At 66.6% G+C, this 24,428-nt stretch carries 25 protein-coding genes and 3 tRNA genes; 12 read left to right on the top strand and 16 right to left on the bottom strand.

Going from position 1 to position 24,428, the window contains the following annotated elements; all coding sequences use genetic code 11:
- Positions 1-136: 136 nt before the first annotated feature.
- Positions 137-1,009: a thiol:disulfide interchange protein DsbG gene (dsbG, locus tag ACYDAT_RS07720; protein WP_461449409.1), complete on the top strand. Its 873-nt coding sequence runs from the start codon at positions 137-139 to the stop codon at positions 1,007-1,009.
- A gap of 70 nt (positions 1,010-1,079) precedes the next feature.
- On the opposite strand, the gene ACYDAT_RS07715 is transcribed toward dsbG, so the two are convergent.
- From ACYDAT_RS07715 to ACYDAT_RS07680, 8 genes are all read right to left on the bottom strand, one after another.
- Positions 1,080-2,006 (bottom strand): aspartyl/asparaginyl beta-hydroxylase domain-containing protein, encoded by a 927-nt coding sequence (locus ACYDAT_RS07715; RefSeq protein WP_461449407.1) that lies wholly within the window; start codon positions 2,004-2,006, stop codon positions 1,080-1,082.
- An 80-nt stretch (positions 2,007-2,086) separates the two neighbouring features.
- Entirely contained in the window at positions 2,087-3,499 is a 1,413-nt protein-coding gene (locus ACYDAT_RS07710; protein ID WP_461439662.1) for a bifunctional enoyl-CoA hydratase/phosphate acetyltransferase, read from the bottom strand.
- A gap of 7 nt (positions 3,500-3,506) precedes the next feature.
- Positions 3,507-4,193 carry a DUF502 domain-containing protein gene (locus ACYDAT_RS07705; protein WP_461439663.1) on the bottom strand — a complete coding sequence of 229 codons (687 nt, stop codon included), beginning with the start codon at positions 4,191-4,193 and terminating at the stop codon, positions 3,507-3,509.
- Between the two features lie 285 nt (positions 4,194-4,478).
- Positions 4,479-4,958: a thioredoxin family protein gene (locus ACYDAT_RS07700; protein WP_461439664.1), complete on the bottom strand. Its 480-nt coding sequence runs from the start codon at positions 4,956-4,958 to the stop codon at positions 4,479-4,481.
- A 63-nt stretch (positions 4,959-5,021) separates the two neighbouring features.
- Positions 5,022-6,113, bottom strand: coding sequence for a 23S rRNA (cytidine(2498)-2'-O)-methyltransferase RlmM (gene rlmM / locus ACYDAT_RS07695; protein WP_461449405.1), 1,092 nt, complete (start codon positions 6,111-6,113; stop codon positions 5,022-5,024).
- A gap of 12 nt (positions 6,114-6,125) precedes the next feature.
- Positions 6,126-6,686, bottom strand: coding sequence for a nucleoside deaminase (locus ACYDAT_RS07690; protein WP_461439666.1), 561 nt, complete (start codon positions 6,684-6,686; stop codon positions 6,126-6,128).
- A gap of 1 nt (position 6,687) precedes the next feature.
- A complete protein-coding gene (locus tag ACYDAT_RS07685; protein WP_461449403.1) occupies positions 6,688-7,077 on the bottom strand; it encodes a hypothetical protein in 390 nt (129 codons plus the stop codon).
- 14 nt (positions 7,078-7,091) lie between these two features.
- Positions 7,092-8,831 (bottom strand): glutamine--tRNA ligase/YqeY domain fusion protein, encoded by a 1,740-nt coding sequence (locus ACYDAT_RS07680; RefSeq protein ID WP_461449401.1) that lies wholly within the window; start codon positions 8,829-8,831, stop codon positions 7,092-7,094.
- 97 nt (positions 8,832-8,928) lie between these two features.
- Here ACYDAT_RS07680 and ACYDAT_RS07675 point away from each other — a divergent pair, with 97 nt between their 5' ends.
- The 5 genes from ACYDAT_RS07675 (at position 8,929) to msrA (ending at position 13,251) form a co-directional block, all read left to right on the top strand.
- Positions 8,929-9,207, top strand: coding sequence for a putative signal transducing protein (locus tag ACYDAT_RS07675; protein ID WP_461449399.1), 279 nt, complete (start codon positions 8,929-8,931; stop codon positions 9,205-9,207).
- 119 nt (positions 9,208-9,326) lie between these two features.
- A complete protein-coding gene (gene nadA, locus ACYDAT_RS07670) occupies positions 9,327-10,304 on the top strand; it encodes a quinolinate synthase NadA (RefSeq protein WP_461449397.1) in 978 nt (325 codons plus the stop codon).
- Positions 10,305-11,804: an L-aspartate oxidase gene (gene nadB, locus ACYDAT_RS07665; protein WP_461449395.1), complete on the top strand. Its 1,500-nt coding sequence runs from the start codon at positions 10,305-10,307 to the stop codon at positions 11,802-11,804.
- A gap of 52 nt (positions 11,805-11,856) precedes the next feature.
- Positions 11,857-12,492 (top strand): glutathione S-transferase, encoded by a 636-nt coding sequence (locus tag ACYDAT_RS07660; RefSeq protein WP_461439672.1) that lies wholly within the window; start codon positions 11,857-11,859, stop codon positions 12,490-12,492.
- A gap of 93 nt (positions 12,493-12,585) precedes the next feature.
- Positions 12,586-13,251, top strand: coding sequence for a peptide-methionine (S)-S-oxide reductase MsrA (msrA, locus tag ACYDAT_RS07655; RefSeq protein ID WP_461439673.1), 666 nt, complete (start codon positions 12,586-12,588; stop codon positions 13,249-13,251).
- A gap of 76 nt (positions 13,252-13,327) precedes the next feature.
- Here the strand turns inward: msrA and ACYDAT_RS07650 are convergent, their stop codons facing one another.
- The 4 genes from ACYDAT_RS07650 to ACYDAT_RS07635 all read right to left on the bottom strand — a co-directional run bounded on the left by ACYDAT_RS07650 (position 13,328) and on the right by ACYDAT_RS07635 (position 16,991).
- Positions 13,328-13,909 carry a DUF3501 family protein gene (locus ACYDAT_RS07650; protein ID WP_461439674.1) on the bottom strand — a complete coding sequence of 194 codons (582 nt, stop codon included), beginning with the start codon at positions 13,907-13,909 and terminating at the stop codon, positions 13,328-13,330.
- 10 nt (positions 13,910-13,919) lie between these two features.
- Complete coding sequence (locus ACYDAT_RS07645; RefSeq protein WP_461449393.1) at positions 13,920-15,245, bottom strand: (Fe-S)-binding protein; 1,326 nt, start codon at positions 15,243-15,245, stop codon at positions 13,920-13,922.
- A 99-nt stretch (positions 15,246-15,344) separates the two neighbouring features.
- Positions 15,345-15,764: a rubrerythrin family protein gene (locus ACYDAT_RS07640; protein ID WP_461447452.1), complete on the bottom strand. Its 420-nt coding sequence runs from the start codon at positions 15,762-15,764 to the stop codon at positions 15,345-15,347.
- 270 nt (positions 15,765-16,034) lie between these two features.
- Positions 16,035-16,991: a LysR substrate-binding domain-containing protein gene (locus ACYDAT_RS07635; RefSeq protein WP_461449391.1), complete on the bottom strand. Its 957-nt coding sequence runs from the start codon at positions 16,989-16,991 to the stop codon at positions 16,035-16,037.
- Between the two features lie 92 nt (positions 16,992-17,083).
- On the opposite strand from ACYDAT_RS07635, the gene prmC reads away from it, so the two are divergent.
- Both prmC and ACYDAT_RS07625 read left to right on the top strand, forming a co-directional pair.
- Positions 17,084-17,932 (top strand): peptide chain release factor N(5)-glutamine methyltransferase, encoded by an 849-nt coding sequence (gene prmC / locus ACYDAT_RS07630; RefSeq protein ID WP_461449389.1) that lies wholly within the window; start codon positions 17,084-17,086, stop codon positions 17,930-17,932.
- 29 nt (positions 17,933-17,961) lie between these two features.
- On the top strand, positions 17,962-18,447 hold the full coding sequence (locus ACYDAT_RS07625; RefSeq protein WP_461449387.1) for an acyl-CoA thioesterase: 486 nt from the start codon (positions 17,962-17,964) through the stop codon (positions 18,445-18,447).
- Here ACYDAT_RS07625 and ACYDAT_RS07620 read toward each other — a convergent pair.
- The 4 genes from ACYDAT_RS07620 to ACYDAT_RS07605 are packed head-to-tail and all read right to left on the bottom strand — an operon-like array spanning position 18,444 to position 23,362.
- A complete protein-coding gene (locus ACYDAT_RS07620; protein ID WP_461449385.1) occupies positions 18,444-21,062 on the bottom strand; it encodes a hypothetical protein in 2,619 nt (872 codons plus the stop codon). The genes ACYDAT_RS07625 and ACYDAT_RS07620 overlap by 4 nt on opposite strands.
- An 8-nt stretch (positions 21,063-21,070) precedes the next feature.
- Positions 21,071-21,916, bottom strand: a complete 846-nt coding sequence (locus tag ACYDAT_RS07615; RefSeq protein WP_461449383.1) for a fimbrial biogenesis chaperone — start codon at positions 21,914-21,916, stop codon at positions 21,071-21,073.
- Positions 21,913-22,710 (bottom strand): hypothetical protein, encoded by a 798-nt coding sequence (locus tag ACYDAT_RS07610; RefSeq protein WP_461449381.1) that lies wholly within the window; start codon positions 22,708-22,710, stop codon positions 21,913-21,915. Before ACYDAT_RS07610 ends, ACYDAT_RS07615 begins: the two co-directional genes overlap by 4 nt.
- Positions 22,711-22,729: 19 nt before the next feature.
- Positions 22,730-23,362, bottom strand: coding sequence for a hypothetical protein (locus ACYDAT_RS07605; RefSeq protein WP_461449379.1), 633 nt, complete (start codon positions 23,360-23,362; stop codon positions 22,730-22,732).
- A gap of 557 nt (positions 23,363-23,919) precedes the next feature.
- Between ACYDAT_RS07605 and ACYDAT_RS07600 the strand changes: the two genes are divergently transcribed.
- The 4 genes from ACYDAT_RS07600 to ACYDAT_RS07585 form a co-directional block, all read left to right on the top strand.
- Positions 23,920-24,005 (top strand) — tRNA-Tyr (locus tag ACYDAT_RS07600).
- A 70-nt stretch (positions 24,006-24,075) separates the two neighbouring features.
- Positions 24,076-24,149 (top strand) — tRNA-Gly (locus tag ACYDAT_RS07595).
- 26 nt (positions 24,150-24,175) lie between these two features.
- A tRNA-Thr gene (locus tag ACYDAT_RS07590) sits at positions 24,176-24,251 on the top strand.
- Between the two features lie 54 nt (positions 24,252-24,305).
- Positions 24,306-24,428, top strand: a 123-nt coding sequence (locus ACYDAT_RS07585; RefSeq protein ID WP_304059801.1) for a GTP-binding protein, incomplete at its 3' end; no start/stop codon positions are given.

Raw genomic sequence — 24,428 nt, 5'->3', positions numbered from 1 at the left:
TTTTTTCGTGGCGTGGCGTGCCGCAATGCTGGCGTTGCCTCGACACGGCCGCACACGGCATGACATACACTGCAGCGCTGCCTTGGCGCGCTTGCGTCGCGCCGATTCCGTGGTTTCATTTGCTGACGAGATCGCCATGATTGCCATGTACCAGCGCGCCTTGCGCGCCCTGCTTTCCCTGCTGTTGTGCGTTGCGGGCGGCTTCGCGTTGACCGCGCAGGCCGCACCGGTCGCTGCGACGGCACCGCCGGCGCCCTTGTCGCTGGCCAAGGTACGGGCGTTGATCAGCAGCGCCAGCCGTGGTCGCGCGATCGCTCAATCGATTTTTGCCGGACCTGGTGGCCTCACCGGCGCCGTGGTCTCCTACAAGGACGCGCCGAACGCGCCACCCAGCGTGATTTGGGTCAACGACGACGCATCGGCGCTGCTGGTGGGCAAGCTGATCGGACCCAAGGGCGAGGATCTCGACAAACAGGCCGCGCAAAACATCGGTTTGCTGCTTTCGCCGGCCAAGGCGCTGGCCGCCGCCGCCCAGCCCGAAACCGGCGCGATCATGGCCGGCAGCAAGGGGCCGGTGCTGACTGTGTTCATCGATCCCAACTGCATCTTCTGCCACATGCTGTATCAGCAACTCGAACCATTGCTGGCCAAGGGCACCCTGCGCGCGCGCTACGTGCTGGTGGCGGTGGTCAAGCGCTCCAGTTTCGACAAGGCCGCCGCGATCCTCAGCGCCAAGAACCCGGCCGCGGCTTTGCAGCAGGATCAAGCGGCGTTCGATCCCAAAACCGAGGAAGGCGGCATCAAGCCAGACACCGCACCGGTCAAGGCCGTGACTGACCGCATCGGCGCCAACAATGCACTGATGAGCAAGGCCGGGGGCGATGGCACGCCCATGCTGCTGTTCTGCGGCAAGGACGGCAGCGTGCAGCAACTCGAAGGCATGCCGCGCGATGTCAACGCTCTGCTGGCGGAGATGGCCAGTGGTCCCGCGCCGGCCTGCGGCGGCTGAGCGGCACGGTCAGCCCGCCCGACGCGCGCTGCCGGGAAGCTCCGACCGGCAGCGCGGTGCGCCGCCAATCTCAACGCAGAAAAATCAGCGCCAGCACGGCCATGATCAGCAGGTATTTCACCGTGCGGAAACCGCGCGGCCAGCGCCGCTTCCAACTGCCCAGCGTGTTGTTGAAGCGGTTGAGGCGTGCGTACAGGCGATTGATCGCGCCCACCGGCTCGCCGGGTACGTTCTCGGTGGCGGTGGCCTGGCCCATGAAGCGGCTCACCGCGCGATTGATCGCGCGCATCACCGGTGTGTACAGCGGCCGCTCGATATCGCAGAACAGGATCACGCGCGTGTGCTCGGTGCGGTTTTCGGCCCAGTGCACGAAGGTCTCATCGAACATGAAATCCTCGCCGTCGCGCCACACCAGTTCCTCGCCATCGACCAGGATGCGGCAGGCCGGCGAATTGGGTGTGGCCAGCCCGAGGTGGTAGCGCAAGGATCCGGCGAACGGATCGCGGTGCGCGTTGAGCTTGCTGCCCGGCGGCAGCAGCGCGAACATCGCGGCCTTCACCGAGGGGATGGCGTTGACCAGCGCCACGGTTTGCGGACACTGCGCCTGCGCCGAAGGCAGGGCGTTGCCGTACCACTTCAGGTAATAGCGCTTCCAGCCCTGGCGGAAGAACGAATCGAAGCTGGCGTCGTTGTGGCCCTCGGCCTTGCGGATGTGCCCGGCCTCGGCCAGCGCCAGCGCCTCGGTGCGGATCGTCTGCCAGTGACCCTTGAGCGCATCCAGCTCGGCGAAGCGCGCGCGCTCCACCACGGGCTTCGAGGGTACCTTGGAGAACAGGTACATCAGCAGGTTGTAGGGCGCGAACAGCGCCGAGTGATCGACCAACTGGCGATCGAAACGCAGACGTGCGCGTCCGCGCAGATGCACCGCGAGCACGGCGCCGACATAGGCGTACACGATCAGGAACTTGATCGACAGCGGATCGAAAGGCAGGGACATCGGCGCGACAAGGGACCGGGTAGCGCCATAGCCTAGCCCAGCGCGCATGAACCCGGGTGCGGAGCCATGCCGCGAGCTGATCAGTCCGGTGCCGCGGGCGCTTGCAGGAGCGGATTCGCCGTACTGCCCAGCAGCACCGCCAGCGCCGCCGAAGCCATGCGATTGCGCACGCCGTCGGCGCGGCTGGTGAGCATGATCGGCACGCGCGCGCCCAGTACCACACCGGCGGCATCGGCATCGGCCATGAAGGTGAGCTGCTTGTACAACATGTTGCCGCTTTCCATGTCCGGCACGATCAGGATGTCGGCCTGGCCCGCCACCGGCGAGACGATGCCCTTGATGCGCGCGGCATCCATGCTGACGGCGTTGTCGAAAGCCAGTGGGCCATCCAGCACGCCACCCGTGATCTGGCCGCGCTCGGCCATCTTGCATAGCGCCGCGGCATCCATGGTCGAGGTGATCGCGGGATTGACGGTTTCAACCGCCGACAGCAGTGCCACGCGCGGGCTTTCGATGCCGATGCGCCGCGCCAGATCGATGGCGTTTTGCACGATGTCGCGCTTGTCGGCCAAGGTCGGATAAATGTTGATCGCCGCATCGGACAGCAGCAGCGGCCGCGAGTGACCGGGCACGTCCAGCACGAAGGCATGCGACAGGCGGCGCTCGCTGCGCAGGCCGAGATCCTTGTCCAGCACCGCGCGCAGCAATTCATCGGTATGCAGGCTGCCCTTCATCAGCGCCGCGGCGTGACCGGCGCGCACCTGCGCCACCGCGACGCTGGCCGAGGCGTGGCTGTGCGGTGTGTCGATGATTTGCAGCGCGCTGATATCAGTTTGCGCGGCCTGCGCCAAGGCGTGGATGCGCGCCACGGGGCCGACCAGCAGCGGCTCGATCAGGCCTTCGCGCCAGGCTTCGATGGCACCGTCCAGCGCTTCGCTGCTGCACGGGTGCACCACCGCCACGCGCAGCGGCGGGTGGCGCCTGGCCGCGCTCAGCAGGCGTCCGTAACCGACGTGCGCCTGCACCATCACCTGCGGCAAGTCGGGTGCCTGCATGCGCAGCTTCAGGCGTGGCGCCGACACCTCCACTTCGCCGCGCAGCAGCGCTTCGCCGCGCTGGTTGCGGCACGCGCAGGCCAGGCTGAGGTGCTTGTGCCGGGCCTCGCGCGCGGTCACGGTGACTTGTGCGGTGAGCGTGTCGCCGGGCCGCGCCGGGGCCAGAAAATCGAAGCGCTGGCGCACGAACAAGGTGCCGGGGCCGGGCAGGCGCGTGCCCAATACCGCCGAGATCAACGCCACCGCCCATTGCCCGTGCGCGATCACGCCGTGCATCGGGCTGGCCGCGGCGTAGTCGGCATCGAGGTGCGCCGGGTTCAGATCGCCGGTGACGCTGGCGAAGGCGCGGATATCGTCGAGATCCAGCACGCGCGTCAGTTCGGCGTGATCACCGATGGCGATCTCGTCGAACAGGTGATTCTCGAGCATCGGCGTCATGGCGTGCTCAGGGTTGCGGTGGGGTTTGCGGCGCCGGCATGCGGTTGCTGCAGGGCACCGAAGGCGGCAAGTTGTCGGGCGCCGCGGCACCGCCGGAGATGATGAAGGCCATGGCCTGGTCCACGGTCCAGTCGGTGGGCGTGACGCAATCGAGCGGCACGATCTCCAGATAGCCGCCGGTGGGGTTGGGCGTGGTCGGCACGAACACGGCCACCATTTCGCGCCCGGTTTCCTGCTCGCGCATGGTGCTGGTGACAAAACCAATGGTGCGCATGCCCGGGTGCGGAAACTCCACCAGCACCACGCGCTGCGTGCCACTGGGTTTTTTCTGCATCATCGCGGTGAGCTTCTTGGTGCCGTCGTAGATGGTGCGCACCATCGGAATGCGCACCATCAGCGCATCGAAACCGGCCAGCAGACGCCGGCCGAGCACGCGACTGGCCAGCCAGCCGACGAAGTACAGCAGCAGCAGCGTGGCGATCAACGCCAGCACGGTGTTGATCCAGCCGTGGGTCAGCGCACCGGCCAGATCCGGCGCGAACCTGCGCAGACCGCCGAGCGCGCCTTCGACCATGGGGCTGCCCAGCTCGGCCAGCAGGTGCAGCACGAAACCGAACACCGCCACCGTCACCCACAGCGGGATGATGGTGAGCAGGCCGGTGATCAGGTAACGCTGGACATAAAAGCGGCGCATGCGCGACTCGCGTTCGGGTCGATCATTCTAGCCCGCGCGATCACGCCTGCGCCGGGCTGATCGCGTGTCGATGGGTGGGCTCTTCGCGGGCGTGATGAAGGGGCGTAAAAATGGCCATTCCTCTGGTCATTCCCGCGCAGGCGGGAATCCGGAAATCGCGCCGACAAGGCGGAGCCGCTGGATTACCAGCTTCGCTGTTGTGAAGCGCTTCCCGCCTGCGCGGGAATGACGACGGATGACGCGGGCGGCAGTTTGCTCGAGTCGTGTTGGGTGTGTCGGCGCGGATCAATGCGTCGTGTTGATTTGCTTCAGCGTCTGCTCGAAAAACGCGTACACGCCGGCATTGCTCATGCGTCGTGCGTTGGCCAACTCGCCGGCCTGGGTGGCGTACAGCAGCTTGCCATCGGGCGAGACGATCACCGCCGCCGGAATGCCTTTCTTGATCGGATCGCCGTAGCGTTCGGCCACATCGAGATTGCGATCGAAATTGCCGACATCGACCTTGACGATGTTGAAGTGCTGGCGCATCAGCGCGGCGTTCTTGCCGCCGGACAACGACTTGGCCAGCGCGCGGCAATCCGGACACCAGTTGGCGCCAAAGAAGATCAATACCGGCTTGTGATCGGCGCGCGCGGCCTGCATCGCGGCCTGCACCTCGGCCTTGGCGTCGGCCTTGGGATTGTAGGGTTTTTCCAACGGCGCGGCGCTGGCGCCGAACGCAAACACGGAACCCAGAACGAGCAGCGCGAAGGCGAGACGTTTCATCGGCGAATCCTCTGGGGGTGGGGCCGCGGCAATGCTAGCAGGGCGGCCCGGCCGAGTGGTTGCTCAGCGCGGCGAAGGCGGCAGCGCCAGCACGGTGACTTCCTCGCGGTCATGGTGCAGTTGACGTGCGCGCAGATCGATACCGGGCACGGCGGCGCGCAGCAGATCGAGGCACAACTGCACTTCCTCGCGGCGTTTTTTCATCGGCAGCTTGAGATTGAACAGCGCGTGGCGACAGGCGCCTTCGCGCAACCACGCGGCCATCAACGTGGCGACGCGGCGCGGTTGCTCGACCATGTCGCACACCAGCCAGTCCACCGGTTTGCTCGGGCGATAGCGAAAGCCATCGCTGCGCAGGTGCTCGACCAGGCCGGACTCCAGCAAGGCGGGCTGCATCGGCCCGTTGTCCACGGCGCTGACGTGGATCGAGCGCCGCACCAGTTGGTACGTCCAGCCGCCCGGCGCGGCGCCGAGGTCCACCGCGCGCATGCCGGGGCGCAGCCAGCGTCCGCGTTCGCGCTCATCCAGCAACACCAGCAACGCCTCCTCGAGCTTGAGCGTGGAGCGACTGGGCGCGGCGGATGGAAAGCGCAGGCGCGGGATGCCACCTGGCCAGGGCGAGGCCGCGCCGTGCGCCGCGCTGCACAGCAAGGCCGCATCGCCGGCGTTGAGCAGGACGTGCAGATCGCGTGGTGCCCGCGCGTGCAACAGGCCGGCGCGCTGCAGTGCGCCACGCAGCGGCGCGGCCAGCGCGCGCGCCAGCGCGGACAGCTCGCGTCCACTATCGCTGTCGGCATGCTCGATCAATACCTGCGCGTAATGCTGGCCCTGCGCCTGCGTGGCGTGCAGCAGCGGCGTGACGCGATCATTGGTGGGCAGCGCCTGCAGGCGCGCGTGCAGACTCCATGCGGTGCGCGCAAAAATCAGTTGCGGCCACGGCGTGGTGGCTTCCAGCGCGTCCAGCGTGGCGGCGTCGTGCAGCTCGAAGCTGGCCATGCCGCTGTCGACATTGGCGCGCGCGAATCCGGACAGGCCCGCCGCCGCGGCCGCCGTGGCCAACTCGCCCGCGGCCTCGCCCTCAAATCCGGCGCGGCACAACACCACGCGGCCGGATACGGATGTGCTGTATGCGCTGTCACGGTCGGCAGGGGTCATGGCGGGTGCGGCTCAGTACGTCACGCCGCCGCGCGCGGTGTAATCGGCCAGCACCGCGCAGGCCTGTTCGCGCTGCACGTCGCGCTGCACGGCAATGCCACGGCGCTCAAGTTCGCCGATCCAGTCCGCCGGCAGCGGGCCTTCGTCGAAGGCAGTCAGGCGCATCACGTCCTCGCTGCGCGCGCCGATCAGTATTTCATCGATGCCAGCCCAGATGCTGGCGCCGTAGCACTGGCAGCAGGGTTGCGCGCTGGTCGCAAGCACGATGCCCAGCGCGTCCGTATTGAGGCGATAGCGCGCCAGGCGCGTTTGCGCGGTCATGAACGCCATCATCTCGGCGTGCGCCACCGAGCAGTTCATGGCCTCGACGCGGTTGACGCCCACGCCCAGCAAACGCCCGTCGCGGGTGAACAGCGCCGCGCCGAATGGTCCGCCACTGCCATGCTCCACGTTGCGCCGCGCCAGTTCGATGGCCAACGCCATGCGCGCATCGCTGTCGGCGTAATCGCGCTGTTCCAGGCCGGATTGCTGCAGCCACGCCGGCAGGGTCAGATGCACTTGTCCGTGAAGCATGTCAGTGCGGCCCGAATGCGCTGGCGGCAGCATTCACGGCTATGCAGTGCCGCGCCGCGCAGCGGCAGGACCGGATCGCCGGAAAGCCGCAGGCCGACATCATCCCCCGGCGTTTGCACTCGGCCTGCACCGCGGACGGAGCGGCGGGGCTGTGCTTGTTCACGCAGGCCGGGTAGTAGCCACAGCAGTTGCCGATGTTCTTGATCACGCAGTCGCTGTCCACGCGGCAGGTGTAATTGATCGTGGGCGCGAGGCTGCTGCTGGCCGCTGCGGGTTGTGGCGCGCTGGCGGCGTGAACCGGCAGCAAGTTGGGCGGTGTAGCGCAGGCGGCCAGCGGCAAAACCAGCAACGCTGGCAGCAAGCGCGAAACCAGCCAGTGGGGCCTGAACATGACAACCTCCGGACTCAGATCGCCGCGCGCTGCGTCCACGTATCGCGCAGCGTGACGATGCGGTTGAACACCGGTCGTGCCGGGGCGTGATCGCGCGGATCGGCGATGAAATAGCCGAGGCGTTCGAACTGGCAGCGGTCTGCGGGTGCCGCGCGGGCGGCGGCGGGTTCGACGTAGCCCTTGAGCACGCGCCGCGAATCGGGATTGAGGTGATCACGGCAGGTCTCGCCGTTGCTTTCGTCGTCCGGGTCGGGCACGTTGAACAGGCGGTCGTACAAGCGCACCTCGGCGGCGACAGCATGCGCGGCGCTGACCCAGTGGAGGGTGCCCTTGACCTTGCGCTCGGCGCCGGGCATGCCGTGGCGGGTTCCGGCATCGAGCGTGCAGTGCAGTTCCGTCACGTTGCCGTGTGCGTCCTTGATGATTTGCTGGCAACGCACGATGCCGACGCCGCGCAGGCGTACCTCGCCGTCGGGCAGCAGACGGTGAAAGCCCTTGACCGGCTGCTCCATGAAATCCTCGCGCTCGATCCACAGCGTGCGCGCAAACGGCACCGCGCGCGCGCCGAAACCCGCGTCCTTGGGATGGTTGGCGAACGTCAGTGTCTCGAAGTGATCAGTCGGCAAGTTGCTGATCACCAGCTTGAGCGGATCCAGTACCGCCATGCGCCGCGGCACGCGCGCGTCCAGATCCTCGCGTACGCAGGCTTCGAGCACGCCGAGGTCGATGCTGCTGTTCTGCTTGCTGATACCGATGCGCTCCCAGAACGCGCGGATCGCCGCGGGGGTGTAGCCGCGTCGGCGCAGACCCGAGAGCGTGGGCATGCGCGGATCGTCCCAGCCGTCCACGAGTTGGTCCTGCACCAGCGCCAGCAGCTTGCGCTTGCTCATCACCGTGTAGCTGATGTTGCCGCGCGCGAATTCGATCTGCTGCGGCGCACTGGGTGGCAGCCACAGGCCCTTGTCGCGCAGTGGCGCGGTCAGCGTCGCATCGCCGGGCAGATCGAGCTGGCGCAAAAACCAGTCGTACAGCGGGCGGTGATCCTCGAACTCCAGCGTGCACAACGAATGCGTGATGCCCTCCAGCGCATCGGACACGCAGTGCGCGTAGTCGTACATCGGATAAATCGGCCAGGCGTCGCCGGTGTTCTGATGCGGCATCTTGCGAATACGATAAATTGCCGGATCGCGCAGGTTGATGTTGCCGGCGGCCATGTCGATCCTGGCGCGCAGGGTGCGGCTGCCGTCGGCGAATTCGCCGGCGCGCATGCGCTTGAACAAATCGAGATTTTCCTCGATGCCGCGCTCGCGAAACGGTGAGTCGCGACCGGGTTGGGTCAGCGTGCCGCGATAGGCGCGCACCAGTTCGGCATCCAGATCATCGACGTAGGCCAGGCCCATGCGGATGAGTTTTTCCGCGCCCCGATAAAACACCTCGAAGTAATCCGAGGCATGGCGCAGCGTGTCCCACTCGAATCCCAGCCAGCGCACGTCAGCCTGAATGGCCTGCACGTACTCGATATCTTCCCTGGCGGGGTTGGTGTCATCGAAGCGCAGATGGCAGCGCCCGCCGTTCTCGGCGGCGATGCCGAAATTGAGACAGATGCTCTTGGCGTGGCCCAGATGCAGATAACCATTGGGCTCGGGCGGAAAGCGCGTGACCACCGCACCGCCATGTTTGCCTGCGGCACGATCGGCGGCCACGATTTGGCGGATGAAATGCTGCGGCGGACTGGCGGGGAGGTCGTTGGCCATGGTCGGCGAGATCGAGACAAAGAGCGCAAGTCTAGCCGAGCGGCCCGCTGCGCCGCTGCGCGCGCCGGCGTAGGCTATGCACTCCAAGGGTCGTCCCATGCAGACTGTTTACAACGCTGATTCCATCGTCGATGCGCAGATCGCCAAGGATGCGCTGGAAGACGCCGGCATCCCGGCTTTCATCGCCGGCGCGGCGTTGATGGGTGGCATCGGGCAATTGCCGGCGCGCGGCTTCATCCGCGTCATGGTGCCCGACGTCGCGTTGCCCGAGGCGCGGCGCATCCTCGCCGAGGTGTTCCCCGAGCCCGCCGCCGCTGCGCGCGTTGCCGGTCATGATCCGGCCGCCTTCGGGCCCACGGGCTTCAAGCCGGCCTGATCGGTGCGTTGCGCGATGCTCGCGAACTGAAGCGCGCCCAACCGCCGCGGCAATCTTGCTTGTCCCTTGACGCGCGCGCGCCTAGCATGAACGCCCTGATTAATACTCGGAGAGAGAATATGTCTACCGCCGCCGCAGAACTGCGCAGCAAGCGCTTCGCCGCCGCCGTGCCCGACCTGGAACGCATCGAGGCGATGCCGCTGCTGGCCGAGATCGATGCGCTCAAGCACGCGCGCAATGCGGTGGTGCTGGCGCACAACTATCAGGCCCCGGCGATTTATCACGGCGTGGCCGATTTCACCGGCGATTCGCTGGCGTTGGCGCAGCAGGCGGCGCGCAGCGAGGCCGAGGTGATCGTGGTCGCCGGCGTGCAGTTCATGGCCGAGACCGCGAAGCTGCTCAACCCGACGCGCATGGTGCTGATCTCATCACTCGCGGCTGGCTGCTCGCTGGCCGAGTCGATCAGCGCCGCGGATGTGCGCGCGCTGCGCCGCCGGCATCCGGGCGTGCCGGTGGTGAGTTACGTCAACACCTCGGCGGCGGTAAAGGCCGAAAGCGACATCTGCTGCACCTCGGCCAACGCGCTGCGCATCGTCGAGAGTCTGGGCGTGCCCAAGGTGATCTTTCTGCCCGATCGCTATCTCGGTCATCACGTGCAGCAACAGACCGGCATCGAGCTGGTGCTGTGGGAGGGCGCCTGCGAAGTGCACGAGCGCTTCACCGGCGCGCAGTTGCGCGGGTTGCGTCGCGACCACCCGGGGCTGCAAATCGTGGCGCATCCCGAGTGCCCGCCCGAGGTGCTGGCCGAGGCTGATTTCGTCGGTTCCACGCAGGGCATGGTCGATCATCTGGCGCGCAGCAAGCCGGCGCAGGTCGTGCTGATCACCGAGTGCTCGATGAGCGACAACGTCGCCGGGGAGTTTCCCGAGATCCGCTTCGTGCGCCCCTGCAACCTATGCCCGCACATGCGCCAGATCACCCTTGTCGGCATCCGCGATGCGCTGCGCGACCTGCGCCATGAAGTGACGTTGCCGGCGGAAATCATCGCCCCGGCGCGGCGCGCGCTGGAGCGCATGCTGGCCGTGGGGCGCGCCTGAATGAGCACGCAGCCAGCTTTCATTGCCGGCCCGCCCAGCGAAGTTCTAGTGATTGGCGCTGGCGCGGCGGGCTTGTCCACGGCGCTGGCCGCCGCGCCGCGCGCGGTGCGCGTTCTCAGCCTGGCCGAGCCGGCACGCGATGGCGCCAGCACTTGGGCGCAGGGTGGCATCGCCGCGGCCCTGGGCGCGCAGGACAGTCCGGCGCTGCACGCGGCCGACACGCTGGCAGCCGGACAACACCTCAATCAGCCGGATGCGGTCGCGCGCCTCACCGCGGCGGCGGCGAGCGTGATCGACTGGCTGCAAACACTCGGCGCGCATTTCGATCGCCGCGACGATGTGCTGCTGCTGGGGCGCGAGGCCGCGCACGGTCAGGCGCGCATCGTGCACGCGCATGGTGATGCCACCGGCGCCGAGGTGATGCGCGCGTTGGGCGCGGCCAGCCGCGCGGCGCGTCATATCGAACTGCTGGCCGCGCGGCGCGCCATCGCGCTGGCGCAGGACGCGTCCGCTCGCGTGGTCGGTGCATGGGCATGGAATGGTCACGCGCTGGAGCTGTGGCCGGCGCGCGCCGTGGTATTGGCCAGCGGCGGTTATGCCGCGTTGTATCGCTCCACCACTAATCCGGCGGCCTCCGATGGCAGCGGCATGGCGCTGGCGTTGGTGGCCGGTGCGCGGCTGACCGATCTGGAGTTCGTGCAGTTTCATCCCACCGCTTTGGCTCCTGCGGACGCCGCGCACGACGGGCAACTGCCGCTGCTGACCGAAGCCTTGCGCGGCGCCGGCGCGACGCTGATCGACCAGCACGGACAGCGCTTCATGCTCGCCGAACACGCGCTGGCCGAACTGGCGCCGCGCGATGTGGTGGCGCGCGCCATCGCCGCGCGTCGGCTGGCCGGCAGCGCGGTGTTTCTGGATGCGCGCGCGGCGCTCGGCGCCGAGTTTCCGCAGCGTTTTCCGACCGTATTCGCTGCCTGCATGCGGGCCGGTATTGACCCACGCGCGCAGCCCATGCCGGTGACGCCCGCGGCGCATTACTGCATGGGTGGCGTGTTCACCGATGACCGCGCGCGCAGCACGCTCGATGGTCTGTACGCCGTGGGTGAGGCCGCCGCCAGCGGCGTGCACGGCGCCAATCGCCTGGCCAGCAATTCGCTGCTGGAAGGCTTGGCCTTTGGCCGCGATCTGGGACTGGCGCTGGTGGCGGACTTGCCGCGCGGTGGCGCGACGGCGCAGCCGTGCCCGCGACGCCATCAACCACTGGCGGCGGATGTGCGTGCCGAGCTGGCCGCGCTGCTGTGGGCACAAGCCGGGCTGGTGCGCTGCGAACAGGGCCTGGCGCTGGCCGCCGCGCAAATCGAGCGGTGGCTGGATCAGCAAGCCACGGACAGCAGCGGCGCCGACCTGCTGCGCTTTGCCGCCGCCGCCGTTGCCGCCATGCGCGCGCGTCGCGACAGCATCGGCGCGCACTGGCGCAGCGATGCGCAGCAGGCGGCCTGAGCCGCGCGCATCGCGCTACGCTTGTGCTCCCACCCCATCCGCGAGACCTGCCATGAGCGAGCTGCCTGTACTGGTGATCGGCGACAAGACCTATTCCTCGTGGTCGCTGCGGCCGTGGCTGTTGCTGCGCCAGGCCGGCATCGCGTTCGAGGAGCGATTGCTATGGCTGCATCGCCCCGAATTTCGCAGCGAGGTCGTGCGCTACTCGCCCAGTGGCCGGGTGCCGGCGCTGTTGCACGATGGCGCGGTGATCTGGGAGTCGCTGGCGATCCTTGAATACATCAACGAGACCTGGCTGCAGGGCCGCGGCTGGCCGGCCGAGCGCAAGGCACGCGCGCAGGCGCGTGCGATCGCCTGCGAGATGCACAGCGGTTTCGCCGCTCTGCGTCGCGAACTGTCGCTGAATCTGCGCCGGCACGGCTCCGTGCTGCAGCCTGGCCACGACGCCGCGCAGGACATCCAGCGCGTGCTGACGCTGTGGCAGGACACGCGCACACGTTTCGGCGGCGGCGGCCCGTTTCTGTTCGGAGCTTTCGGTTGCGCCGACGCCATGTACGCGCCGGTGGCGTTGCGCTTCGTGGTCTACGGCATCGCCCTGCCGCCGCCGGCGCAGGCCTATGTCGATGCCATTCTCGCCCTGCCGGCCATCGCCGAATGGCGCGCCGCTGCCGCGCTGGAGAAGGACTGAGGCGCATCACGCCAGTGCGACGGCGCGCGCGTGAGCTGGTGGCGCAAGCGCGCCATGCACCTCGGGTGCGCATCGTGATTCGTGGAGAACGCCATGCTCGGAATCGGTGCTTTCAAGCAACGCCTGCCCAGCGCCGAACAGGCGCTGCCGGGACGCGCCACGCCGCTGCCGCTGCTTGATCGTCATTGCGTGCATGGTCACGCCTTGACCGCACTGCCGCCAGGCATGCGCGCGGTGATTTTTGCGATGGGCTGCTTCTGGGGCGCCGAGCGTGCGTTTTGGTCGCTGCCAGGCGTGTACACCACGGCAGCGGGCTACAGCGGCGGCCACACGCCGCATCCGACGTATCGTGAAGTGTGCAGCGGACAAACCGGCCACGCCGAAGCGGTGCGCGTGGTGCACGACCCGAGCGTGATCCACTTCGAGGAACTGCTCAATGTGTTCTGGGAGCGCCACGATCCCACCCAGGGCATGCGCCAGGGCAACGATGTCGGCACGCAGTATCGCTCGGCCATTTATGTCAGCGACGCGCAGCAGTTGGCCGCCGCCACAGCCTCGCGCGCGATCTACCAGCGCGCGCTCAGCGCCGCGGGGCAAGGCACGATCAGCACCGAGATCGGCATGGCCGGCGCGTTTTACTACGCCGCGGACGAACACCAGCAATACCTGGCCAAGCATCCGCTGGGTTACTGCGGGTTGGGTGGCACCGGCGTGGCGTGTGCGCTGGGTTTGGGTGTTATCGCAGCGGCCGGCGACTGAGCGCAGCCGCGCGTTTGCCCGCGCACGGATCATCGTGCCGGTCTGCAGGCGTGGCCGTCCGTTCCTTCCGAGTCTGTCAGTCGAAATCAGCCGCCAGAGCCGCGTGCTGGGCGGCATCGAGTTGCATCTCGACGGGCTGCGCCGGATGCGTCGCGCGCAGCGTCACCGCGGCGCCGGCGCGCCAGGCCGCGATCATGGCCGTGCCCAGCTCGAAGCGCAGAAAGTGCACGGCGGCGGTCTTGCTGTCGTTGCTGCGCGGCAGATCCTCGTCGGCGATGGCCAGCACCGATGCGTGGCCGGCGACTTGCAGCGCGATGTGGTGCTCGATGTCGCGCAGATTCTCCAACGCGCGGCGGCGCTCGTCGATGTCGGGGTATTCGATCAGCAGCGTGGCCTTGAGATTGTGGCCATCGGGGATCAGCGGGTTGTAGGTGGCCAGTTCCTCGGCGATGGCCTCGGGCTCGAAGATGCGCTCGATGCGCAGCATTTCCTGCACCTGGTATTGCACGGTCACGCGGTCCTCGAACAGCAGCGTGAGGTGCGCGCCGAGGTGCACGCTGCGCGCACGCTTGTGCGCCATGGCGCGGGCGCGATATTCGCCGCGTTCGCGCGCGTAGCGCTCCAGGCTGAGCAGATCGTCGTGAACAAGCGTATGCATGATGAGCCTCTCAGATGGCGTAGGCCTGACGCAGCAGGCTGATGGGATGTTCGGCCTGGATCGTGCCGCCGAGGCCATGGGCGATATGCGCGCCAGCCATCGGGCAGTCGCTGCTGAAGTGCTGCGGCGCGGCCTGCTCGACGCGCGTTTGCACCGGCTTGGCGATCTTGCGCGCGATCGGATAAGTGGCAGTCTTGACGCCGTAGGTGCCGTCGTGGCCCGAGCAGCGCTCGATGGTGGTGATCTCGGTGTCAGGCACCAGCGCCAGCACCTCGCGCGTTTTCGGGCCGATGTTCTGCACGCGCTGGTGGCAGGCGACTTGCCAGGCGATCGTGCCCAGCGTGTTCTTGAAATCGGTCTTCAGCAGACCGGCCTGCTGGCGCAGCATCAGATACTCGAACGGGTCGAAGAAGCGCCGCTTCAGCAACTGCACGTCGGCGTCATCGGGGAACATCAGCGGCAGTTCCTGCTTGAACATCAGCACGCAGGACGGAATCGGCGCCAGCAAATCGAATCCCTCGCGCGCCAGCGCGGCCAGCACCGGAATGTTTTTCTCCTTGTAGGCGCGCACGCTGTCGAGATCGCCCAGCTCCAGCTTGGGCATGCCGCAGCAGACTTCCTGCATGACCATGCGCGTGGGGATGTCGTTGTGGATCAGCACCGCATGCAGATCCTCGACCACTTGCGGCAGGCTCACATCGCAATAGCAGGTGGCGAAGATGGCGATCTTGCCGTGGGTGCGACCCGCGGGTGTGGCCGTGCCCTCGGCCTTTGCGTGCCTGAGGCGCTTGCGCGCGGTGCGGCTGTGGTACGCGGGCACCATGGCATCGGGATGCACGCCGAGTGTTTTGTCCAGCAGCTTGCGCCCCACGCCGCTGGCGTTGACCGCGTTGACCACCTCGGCCACCACCGGGATCGAGGCGATGCGTCCGACCGCGGTGGTGCTGGACAGTATTTTTGCCTTGAGCGGCACGCCGTGCCTTTTGAAGTGCACCGCCTTGGCGCGCAGCATCAGGTGCGGAAAATCCACGTTCCACTGATGTGGCGGCACATAGGGGCATTTGGTCTGGTAGCACAGGTCGCAGAGATAACAGTGCTCGACGACCTTGGCGTAGTCGGTCTTGGCCACACCGTCGATTTCCAGCGTGCTGGAGTTGTCGATCAGATCGAACAGTGTCGGAAACGCGTTGCACAGGCTGACGCAGCGGCGGCAGCCGTGGCAGATATTGAACACGCGTTCGAGTTCGGATTCGAGCCGCGTCTCGTCCCAGAAATAGGCCTCGGTCCAGGCCAGCGGATGGCGCGTGGGCGCCTCGAGATTGCCTTCACGCGTCATGCCCGCTCCGCGAATCGTGCTTAAGAATGAGAAGGCGCCAGCGTTGCGCCGGCGCCGTGGACGATGCAGATCGCGGCGCCCATCGCGCTGCGTGTCTGCTCAGCCCAGATCGTTCAGCGCTTTCTGGAAGCGGTTGGCGTGCGAGCGCTCGGCCTTGGCCAGGGTCTCGAACCAGTCGGCCACTTCGTCGAAGCCTTCCTGGCGCGCAGCCTTGGCCATGCCCGGGTACATGTCGGTGTATTCGTGGGTCTCGCCGGCGATGGCGCTCTTGAGGTTGGCGTGGGTTTCGCCGAACGGCAGGCCGGTGGCTGGATCGCCGCACTGCTCGAGGTACTCAAGGTGGCCGTGAGCGTGGCCGGTTTCGCCTTCGGCGGTAGAGCGGAATACTGCGGAGACATCGTTGAAGCCTTCCACGTCGGCTTTGGCCGCGAAGTACAGATAGCGACGGTTGGCCTGCGATTCGCCGGCGAAGGCGTACTTCAGGTTTTCCTCGGTCTTGCTGCCTTTCAGGGTGCTCATGTTCAACTCCTGGCGATGGCTGGGGGCGATGGGTGATCGTCATTGTCAATCTAAGCTTCGGCCAGCTCCAAATGAAATCGAATGAATCGATGGCAACGATACCGATACGCTATGGAACATCACGGCGTGCGTGAACTCGAAATGCACAAGCGGTGTGCGACACGGCGGCGCCGCGATCTGCTCTACGCCGGCTTCAACCTGCTGGTGCTGGCGCTGCTGCCGAGCAGGCTGCGCTGGACTGGCTGTAACGCATTCAGCCCGGTTGGCGGTTCAACCAGCCCGCGTCGCTGCGCGCGTGGTGGGTACTTCGCGGCAGGCTTCGGGTTGCGCATCGAGCAACTGCGGTGGCAGATCCTTGATGACTTCGCTCAGGCGCTTCAGGAATGGCCCCATCGCAGTGCTCTTGCGCCACACCATGGCGATGCGTCGGCTGGGCGCGTGATCGCTGAAGCCCAGCAGATGCACATTGGGCGCGCAGGCCACCGGCGGACGCACCGCAAGGATCGGCAGCAGGGTGATGCCGACATTGGCGGCCACCATCTGGCGCAGGGTTTCCAGGCTGGTGGCGCGAAAGCCGCTGCGCTCGGCGGCGCCGGTGGAGTGGCACACTTCCAGCGCCTGATCGCGCAGGCAGTGGCCTTCTTCCAGCAGCAGCAGGTTGAGCGTGCACAGCTCGTCGAGTTTCAGTTGCGTGTGCACGGCCAGCGCGTGTTGCCCGGGTACGGCCAGCACGAACGGTTCCTCGAACAGGAACTCGGCGTGCAGCGAGTCCTCGTGCAGTGGCAGCGCCATGATCGCGGCGTCGAGCTTGCCCTCGCGCAGCAGGCGCAGCAGCACTTCGGTTTTTTCCTCGGTCAGCAGCAGTTCGAGCTTGGGGAAACGTTCGCGCAGGCGCGGCACCACGTGCGGCAGCAGGTAGGGCGCGAGCGTGGGGAAAATGCCCAGGCGCACGGTGCCCGATTCGGGATCGCGCGTGCGCCGCGCGATGCTGCGGATCTGCTCGACCTCGTTCAGTACCTCGCGCGCGCGTTGCGCGATTTCCATGCCGACCTCAGTCAGCAGCACGCGCCGCGGCGTGCGCTCGACCAGGGTGATGCCCAACTCGTCCTCGACCTTCTTGATCTGCGTGGACAAGGTCGGCTGGCTGACGAAGCAGGCCTCGGCCGCGCGGCCGAAATGCTTGTGTTCGGCGAGAGCCACGAGATAGCGAAGATCGCGAAGGTTCATGAGGGGCGATCAAGTGGGTCAATGGTTGGACTATAACCCCGCGCCCATTGCGGCGCTCACGTAGCATCTGGACTCTTGACACGATGCCGCACATGACCGATCTCCGCACTCTGCTGGCCACCGCACGCACGCAGCTCGCCAGCGACGAGGCCGCGCTGGAGGCCGAGCTGCTGCTGGCCGTGACGCTCGGGCACCCACGCAGTTGGTTGTACGCGCACGCCGATGCGGTTCCCGAGCCTGCTGCGGTCGCGCGCTTTGCGGCGCTGATCGCGCGCCGCGCCGCCGGTGAGCCGGTGGCCTATCTGCTGGGCCGGCGCGGGTTCTGGACGCTGGAGCTGGAAGTCGGCCCCGAATGCCTGATCCCGCGCTCGGAAACCGAGCTGCTGCTGGAGCAGGCGCTGCTGCGTCTGCCGCAGGATGCGCCCGCGCGCGTGGCCGATCTCGGCACCGGCAGTGGCGCCCTGGCGCTGGCGCTGGCCAGCGCGCGGCCGCAGGCGCACGTGCTGGCCACCGATGCCAGTGTGGCGGCGCTGACGCGCGCGCGCGCCAACGCACAGCGACTGGGTCTGACGCAGCGCGTGCGTTTTGCCAAGGGTGACTGGTGCGCGGCGTTGGGCGCCGAGCGCTTCGCGATGCTGGTTTCCAATCCGCCGTATCTGGCCGATGACGACGCGCATTTGCGACAGGGCGATCTGCGCTTCGAGCCGCGCATGGCGCTGGCCGCGGGCGTTGACGGGCTGGATGCGCTGCGCGCGATCATCCGCGCCGCGCCGGAACATTTGCATGCGCGCGGCTGGCTGCTGCTCGAACATGGTGCCGAACAGGGCTTGGCGGTGCGCGCGCTGCTCGCCGCGCGCGGTTTCGTCGAGGTGCGCAGTCTGCGCGACCTGCAGGCGCACGAGCGCGTCACCCTGGGGCAATGGCAGAATGCGGCGCCATAATGCGCGCCCGCAACACATCGGAGCATCGCGTGAGCGCAGTCCAGCGTGAACTGAGTTTCCGATTTCTGGCCCAGCCCACCGACGTCAACTTCGGCGGCAAGGTGCACGGCGGCGCGGTGATGAAGTGGATCGACCAGGCCGCTTACGCCGCGGCGGTGGGTTGGAGCGGTGCCTATTGCGTGACCGCCGCGCTCAGCGGCTTGCAGTTCATCGCGCCGATCCGCATTGGCGATCTGGTCACCGTGCAGGTCAAGCTGATCCGCACCGGGCGCAGCAGCATGCATTACGCGGTGGATGTGCTGGCGCGCGATCTGAAAGCGCATGAGCAGCGTCTGGCCACCAGTTGCGTGATCGTGTTCGTGGCGCTGGATGAGGCCGACGGCAAGCCGGTGCTGGTGCCGTCGTGGCAGCCGCAAAGCGCCGAGGATCGGCGCCTGGCCGACAGCGCCGATGAGCTGGCGCGCCTGTCCAAGGCCATGGAAAGCGCCATGCTGGCCGCGCGCGGCGAAAGCTAATTTTTGGCCGGCGCAACGGCCAAGTCCTGCTGATACAGGAACGCGCGCCGCAGCGTGACGCTGCGGCTGGCACCGTCGGCGCGCACCGTATACGTGCCGGGTGGCAGATCATCGACGCGGTAATAGCCCCATTGGTCGCTGTCGATTTTCTTCACCACTTTGCCCTGGGCATCGATGACCTCGATGGGGGCATTGACCAGCGGCTGGCTGGCACGGGTGATGCGCCCGGCAAATCCCAGCCGCAGCGAGACATGGAAATTGGCGGTGGTGGTCACGCCGGCGCGCACCTGCACCCAAGGCGCGGCCTGATCGGGCACCAGATCGATTGGCATGTGCTCGGCATCGAGCTGCACGCGGTACACGCCTGGTGCCAGATTGGCGATCAGGTAATGACCATTGCTGTCGAGTTTGCCGCGTGGACGGCCATCGATCAGCAGCGGCACGCCGGCCAGATCCGACCAGTGCACGTTGGCCGGCAATTTACCGCTGATGCGGCCGGAAATGGCGCCCACGCGCGCCGCGTAGCTGCCCATGCTGCCGCGTGTCAGCCCCGAGGACGTGACCGCGAAATCGGCCACCATCACGAACTGCACCAGCAGCCCGCCAACGCCAGGAATCGCGGCGTTGAGCGGGTCGTTTTGCACCTGCAAGTGCGCGGACAGCCCGGGCATGGCTTCGACTGCGGCATCCAGCAGATAACCGAAACGACCGCGCCCCTGCAGCAGCCCGGCGGTCCACAGCACCGGACGCGGTCCGCGCCACATGCCGCTGAGCAAGGCCGAATAACGCGTGCCGAGATAACCGTCGTGCGTGGCCGCCAACGTAGTGCTGTAGCCATCACTGAAGCTGTGTTGCCACTGCGCCTGACTCACGCCGGAATAGCTGCTCAGGGACACCTGGTCGTGTGCGCCAGGCAGCCACGAGGCGTTCCAGGCGTAATTGCCGAAGTAATCCGGCTGCGCGCTCAGGCCGAGATTGGCGTAGGGGCGCCAACTGAAGCCGGGCTTCACGAAGCGGATGGGCTGGCCGTAGATGGGATCGTAGGCGTCGCGCCCGCTCAGCGTCAGGCCCAAATCCGGCCGCACATTCCAGTTGAGCGTGGCGTAACGGTCGTAAGACGCGGCCGTGTACGTGGCGTAGCGGCCATAGAACGCGGCCGTATAATCGGGGAAATAATTGGCGCCACGCTGGATCGCATAACCGCTCCACGACAGGCTTTTCGATTGGCCGTTGCCACTGAGACTCCAGGCGCTGGCACTGCCGTTGCGTCCCAGCGTCATGCCCCAGGTGCCGAGGCTGCCAAAGCCGCCGACAGCGTTGACGATGCCGTAGTCCTGGCCCCCGGCGCGCTGCACGGCGCCGCCCAGCGTCCACCGCTGGCTGAGTCCGTAGCGCAATTGGTAAAAACCGCCGAGGCCGTGCGTGCCCACGGCCGGATCGAACGGGTTGCCGTCGGCGCCAACGCCGCCATAGGAGATGATGGTTCCCGCCGGCAAGGCTTGCGCGCTGCTGGCCACGTTGACTGATTCGATGCGCACCGGCGTGCCAGCGCCGAAGCGCTGGTACAGCGCCACTTCCACGCGCTCGTCGCCACGCAGCAGCACGTCGCGAAATTGCCAGGTGCCATCCAGGCGGATCGCGGTGCGCGCGACGACCTGACCGTTGACGCGCAGCTCGGCGATGCCGCCGGGCGGACCATTGCCGCCGCTGACCGTGCGCCCGCCTTGCAACTGGCTGGCGACGAGTTGATCGGCGCCCATGGCCGTGCCGTAAGCCAGCGCCGGCTGATTGGTCCACGCGTATTGCGCTCCGGTGAGCTGCGCATAGGGCAGCAGCGGGTCCAGCGCGAGCTGGTCCTCGCCCAGCATCCAGCGCCCGTTGCCTTGATCGAGAATCCAGCCGTAGTTGCTCAGCCGGTTCTGTCCGCCTGGATTGGTGTAGTAGCGCATGCGCCAGAAGCCCGGCCCCAGCGCGCCGCCGAGATCGGTGTAGGTGCTCAGCGTGCTGGTGCCGCCGAGGCGTGTGTAATACGCCTCGCTGTGCCAGCTCGACAGGCTCAGCGAGGGCGCGTAGATATCGGGTTTGACCTGCTGCGTGCTCAACGCCGCACCGGGTGCCGTACTGCCCGGATTCCATGGCAGCTCGGTTTTCAGCGCGAATTCCTGTTCGTCGAAACTGATCTTTGCGCCGAGCGCCTTGGCTAGCGTCACGATCGGAAAATAGCGCTGCTGGTCATGGCTGATCGCCTCCGCTGTTTGCAGTTGGGCATTGCCCAGCGGCGTCGGCAGCACCAGCAGCGGACCTTGTTCCTGCACCAGGCTGCCGATGCGGCGCGCGAATTGATCCAGATCCACGGCGTAGCCGCCTTGCGGCAGCGGCAGCAGGGTGATGCTCTGGCCGCTGTCGCGGCCGTTGAGGAAAAATCCGGCGACACGGGTGGCATGGGGTGCCGGAGCGACGTAGCCCGCAGGTGGAATGGTCGCATTCACAGTAGTCGACGCGCTGACGCCGGGCTTCGCGATAGCCAGCATTGGCAGCGCGCACAGCAGCAAGGTGAGCCAGCGCAGGCGCAGACGGTATCCGCGTACGCAGCGGTGGCGGGTGCCGGCCGTCATTGCCTTGATCAGGGTTTGGCGCTGGCGGGCACCACGAACGCCAACTTGCGGTCGACGTTCGGCGTGCCGAAGGTGCCGCGCAGATACAGCACGTACTTGCCGGGCGGCAGCCCGTTCTTGTCCTCGAACTCGAGGCGCACGCTGCGCGTCAGGCCGGGCAGCACCGCATCCGGGGTCAGTTGCCCGCTGGCGGCAAGGCCGCTCGGTGCTTTGAAATCGGATTGGCCCAGTTGCGCCGGCCACGGGCCGCTGGCCGGTACCGCGCCCTGCCTCCACACCACGTACGTGCCGATCATGCGCGCGGTGGCGTTGCCGGTGTTGCGCACCTCGAACGTCACGCCGTGCGCGTCCGGCTTGGCGCTGAGAATCTCGCCGAGCATCGTGTAGGGCGGCACGCGCGCGTATACCGCAGAGCCCAGGCGGAACAGCGCCTGGATGGTGCCCTTGGGATGATCCGCCTCGGGCTGCTCGGTGAAATAGATCATCGCGCGGTGCTCGCCCGGCGTCAGCGGCACCGCCGGGCGAATCGCGAAGCGCACGACTTGAGAGCCTTCGGCCGGCAGCGTGAACGTGGTCGGATTGATCTGCAGCCAGGGCGCCAGTGACTGTTCGGTGGGCGCGATCTCGATCACGTTGCCCTGCGCGTCCATGGTCCAGTTGATCACCGACACCACCACCTGCTTGGGCGTCTTGGTGAAGTTCATCAACCGGAACGACCAAGTCTGGTTGGGCTTATCCAGATTGATGGTGTAGATCTGCGGTGACACCGCCACTTGCGCCCATGCGGCCGACGCAGCGATCGCGCCGAGTAGCACCACCAACGACAGAGCAAGCATGCGCGCGTATCGGATCATGGCGATTTGATCGTGGCCTGCACGATATTTAATGAGTACGTGGTGGCACCGGTGGCGGCAAAGCTGCTGGTGATGAAGTTGAACGACACCTGCGCGTTCCAGATATTGCAGAGAAAGTAGTTGAAAGGATTGTTGCTGTATGCGCAGAGGTATGGGTTGTTGGGGTCGTACTGGTACTGCATGCTGTAAGTGGCCTGCATGGACAGCGCGTTGGCGGTGGCAACGACCGTCGATCCGGTGCCCGCAGGATTGCTGGTCAGCGTGGCGGTGAACGGGGTGCCCTGACCGCAGTTTATCGAGGTTGCATACTGGAACAAGGTGCCACCGGCACGCGGCACGGAGCCGACCACGGCGCCTGGGTTGATCGCGCCGGCATCAGCGCTCAACTGCCCACCATTGGCATAGGCGCTGGGTGCGCTGGTACCCATGTTGAAGCTGGGGGGCTGACCTCCGGTGACGTCGAAGGCGCCGATCGAACTCAGCGTGCTGCTCCCGGAGAGCCCACTGGTGAATCCGTAGATACGGCAGCCGCCCCGGCCGGCCGGGATCGCCACGGTCGGGCCGGCACGCGTGGCGGTACGCGCGACGGGCGCCATGCCGGACTTGCGCATGGCGCCGGGCGCAGCGGCATTCCCGGTGACTGCATTCGGCAGACCCTGCCGCTGCATGGCGCTGGCCGGTCCGAGCACGACGATATTTCCACCGCCGCGCAGGGTCAGCGTGGCCTGCGCATAAAGTGACGGCGGCACCGTGAGCAGTGCCGCCGTCATCAGCAGGGCGAGCCTGCGTTCCATGACTTGAACCACCCGTTGATCAGGTGCTGCTTGCGGTGATGTAGATCGTCGCGCCCGAGTAGGTCTCGGCGGTCTTGGCGTTGCTGAGGTCCATCGTCATGGTGACGTTGCCCACCTGTGGCGTACCGCCAAGGCCCGTGCCGTTGAACGAGGTTGGAGACGTCGCGAGGCTGCTCAGGGCAATACTCGATCCTGTCGTCGAGCCGTTCAGCGTCGCCGAAGCCTGTGTGGTGGAACTACTGAAGGATACCGAGACTGAGGTAGTGCCCGAGGTTGGCGTGGTGATCGAGCGCACCGCCCAGACGTTGCCCAAGGTCAAACCGACAGCGCTGATGCTGCCAGGCGCGCCTGGAGCGAAGGTCGCCGCAGTGGCGCTGAGCGTGCTGGCCGTACCGGTCGCAGTCAGCCCTTGTGCTCCGAGCGCGGTGGGCGCACCACCGGCCAAAGCCAGCAGCGCCGAGGAGGGCACGGTCAGATTGATCGCGCTGTAGTAATAAAGCAGCGTGGTGGGCTGCAGGATCACGCTGAACGTGGTGCTGCCCGTGGTACTGGCGGTCGCAGCCGCGGCCGGGGTGGGAGTGAACGCCATGCCCAGCGCGATGGCGAGGCTGGCGGCGAGGGCGCTGGCGCGCAGGGTCTTGGTGATACTCATGGTGCGATCTCCGGGTTGGTCGTATCAGGAACAGGGCCGGTTTTGATCCGGACGCCAAACTCCCAAGCAAGCACAATGCCAAACCACTTGAACGTCGTTTTGTGCGCTTAAAGTACAATTTTAGTTACATTGCCTAAGTTCTTGCATTATCTATGTTTTGTCAAACGGTTTTGGCGATCCTGATGCAACAGCGCGGGCTGCGCCCGCGCGATTGTCACGCGTCGTTACGGTCGCACGGATGTCGCGATTGGGCACACGATCACACTTCAGGCAGGCTTTTTGCGTCCATTGGTTCAGGGGCAAGTGGGCGCGGCGGGGGTGATCATGAGGTTCCGGCCACGCTGTGGCGTCGGCATGGACAACATCGCCGCGTGCCCGGACTCGGCTACACCACTGCAGGCCCTGGCGCGCAGCTTGTACGACAGGCCATTCGTGGCCCGCGCGAGTCCGAACTTGTCCAGACCGTTCCAAGACGCTGCAGGATGGTCGATAGAGCCTACGCAGCGAAGACTTGTTGACAGTCCGCGACGTGCTCGGGACAATGCCCGTTCTTTGTTGGAGGGATACCCAAGCGGCCAACGGGGGCAGACTGTAAATCTGCTGGCTTACGCCTTCGGTGGTTCGAATCCACCTCCCTCCACCAGCTTGAGGGCCGCTGACGGTACGAGTTGCAGAGTTCCACAAGATCGCGCAGCGCGTTGCTCGGCACCCGTGCGGGAGTAGTTCAATGGTAGAACCTCAGCCTTCCAAGCTGATGGTGCGGGTTCGATCCCCGTCTCCCGCTCCATTGAAGCTTCGCGCCGGCACTTCACCGCTCACGTAGCTCAGTCGGTAGAGCACTTCCTTGGTAAGGAAGAGGTCACTGGTTCGATTCCAGTCGTGAGCACCACATCTGCGGCGGTCTGCCGCCTCCTCCAATCACTTTCTGGGTCACTGCAAAGTCATGTCCAAGGAAAAATTCGAGCGTAAGAAGCCGCATGTGAACGTGGGGACGATCGGCCACGTGGATCACGGCAAGACGACGTTGACGGCGGCGCTGACGAAGGTCGGCGCGGAGCGTTTTGGC

It is taken from the genome of Metallibacterium sp., from assembly GCF_054637675.1.
Note: the sequence above shows the minus strand (reverse complement) of the source record. Positions and strands in the feature narration are given on the sequence as shown.

What these genes read in the sequence shown, in the direction of transcription:
- ACYDAT_RS07685 (WP_461449403.1), bottom strand. Translation starts at nt 7,077, where the DNA reads ATGTTCAGGCCCCACTGGCTGGTTTCGCGCTTGCTGCCAGCGTTGCTG.
- ACYDAT_RS07620 (WP_461449385.1), bottom strand. Translation starts at nt 21,062, where the DNA reads ATGACGGCCGGCACCCGCCACCGCTGCGTACGCGGATACCGTCTGCGC.
- nadA (WP_461449397.1), top strand. Translation starts at nt 9,327, where the DNA reads ATGTCTACCGCCGCCGCAGAACTGCGCAGCAAGCGCTTCGCCGCCGCC.
- prmC (WP_461449389.1), top strand. Translation starts at nt 17,084, where the DNA reads ATGACCGATCTCCGCACTCTGCTGGCCACCGCACGCACGCAGCTCGCC.
- ACYDAT_RS07635 (WP_461449391.1), bottom strand. Translation starts at nt 16,991, where the DNA reads ATGAACCTTCGCGATCTTCGCTATCTCGTGGCTCTCGCCGAACACAAG.
- rlmM (WP_461449405.1), bottom strand. Translation starts at nt 6,113, where the DNA reads ATGACCCCTGCCGACCGTGACAGCGCATACAGCACATCCGTATCCGGC.
- ACYDAT_RS07610 (WP_461449381.1), bottom strand. Translation starts at nt 22,710, where the DNA reads ATGGAACGCAGGCTCGCCCTGCTGATGACGGCGGCACTGCTCACGGTG.
- ACYDAT_RS07640 (WP_461447452.1), bottom strand. Translation starts at nt 15,764, where the DNA reads ATGAGCACCCTGAAAGGCAGCAAGACCGAGGAAAACCTGAAGTACGCC.
- ACYDAT_RS07615 (WP_461449383.1), bottom strand. Translation starts at nt 21,916, where the DNA reads ATGATCCGATACGCGCGCATGCTTGCTCTGTCGTTGGTGGTGCTACTC.
- ACYDAT_RS07690 (WP_461439666.1), bottom strand. Translation starts at nt 6,686, where the DNA reads ATGCTTCACGGACAAGTGCATCTGACCCTGCCGGCGTGGCTGCAGCAA.
- dsbG (WP_461449409.1), top strand. Translation starts at nt 137, where the DNA reads ATGATTGCCATGTACCAGCGCGCCTTGCGCGCCCTGCTTTCCCTGCTG.
- ACYDAT_RS07660 (WP_461439672.1), top strand. Translation starts at nt 11,857, where the DNA reads ATGAGCGAGCTGCCTGTACTGGTGATCGGCGACAAGACCTATTCCTCG.
- nadB (WP_461449395.1), top strand. Translation starts at nt 10,305, where the DNA reads ATGAGCACGCAGCCAGCTTTCATTGCCGGCCCGCCCAGCGAAGTTCTA.
- msrA (WP_461439673.1), top strand. Translation starts at nt 12,586, where the DNA reads ATGCTCGGAATCGGTGCTTTCAAGCAACGCCTGCCCAGCGCCGAACAG.
- ACYDAT_RS07705 (WP_461439663.1), bottom strand. Translation starts at nt 4,193, where the DNA reads ATGCGCCGCTTTTATGTCCAGCGTTACCTGATCACCGGCCTGCTCACC.
- ACYDAT_RS07605 (WP_461449379.1), bottom strand. Translation starts at nt 23,362, where the DNA reads ATGAGTATCACCAAGACCCTGCGCGCCAGCGCCCTCGCCGCCAGCCTC.
- ACYDAT_RS07715 (WP_461449407.1), bottom strand. Translation starts at nt 2,006, where the DNA reads ATGTCCCTGCCTTTCGATCCGCTGTCGATCAAGTTCCTGATCGTGTAC.
- ACYDAT_RS07650 (WP_461439674.1), bottom strand. Translation starts at nt 13,909, where the DNA reads ATGCATACGCTTGTTCACGACGATCTGCTCAGCCTGGAGCGCTACGCG.
- ACYDAT_RS07710 (WP_461439662.1), bottom strand. Translation starts at nt 3,499, where the DNA reads ATGACGCCGATGCTCGAGAATCACCTGTTCGACGAGATCGCCATCGGT.
- ACYDAT_RS07645 (WP_461449393.1), bottom strand. Translation starts at nt 15,245, where the DNA reads ATGACGCGTGAAGGCAATCTCGAGGCGCCCACGCGCCATCCGCTGGCC.
- ACYDAT_RS07675 (WP_461449399.1), top strand. Translation starts at nt 8,929, where the DNA reads ATGCAGACTGTTTACAACGCTGATTCCATCGTCGATGCGCAGATCGCC.
- ACYDAT_RS07680 (WP_461449401.1), bottom strand. Translation starts at nt 8,831, where the DNA reads ATGGCCAACGACCTCCCCGCCAGTCCGCCGCAGCATTTCATCCGCCAA.
- ACYDAT_RS07700 (WP_461439664.1), bottom strand. Translation starts at nt 4,958, where the DNA reads ATGAAACGTCTCGCCTTCGCGCTGCTCGTTCTGGGTTCCGTGTTTGCG.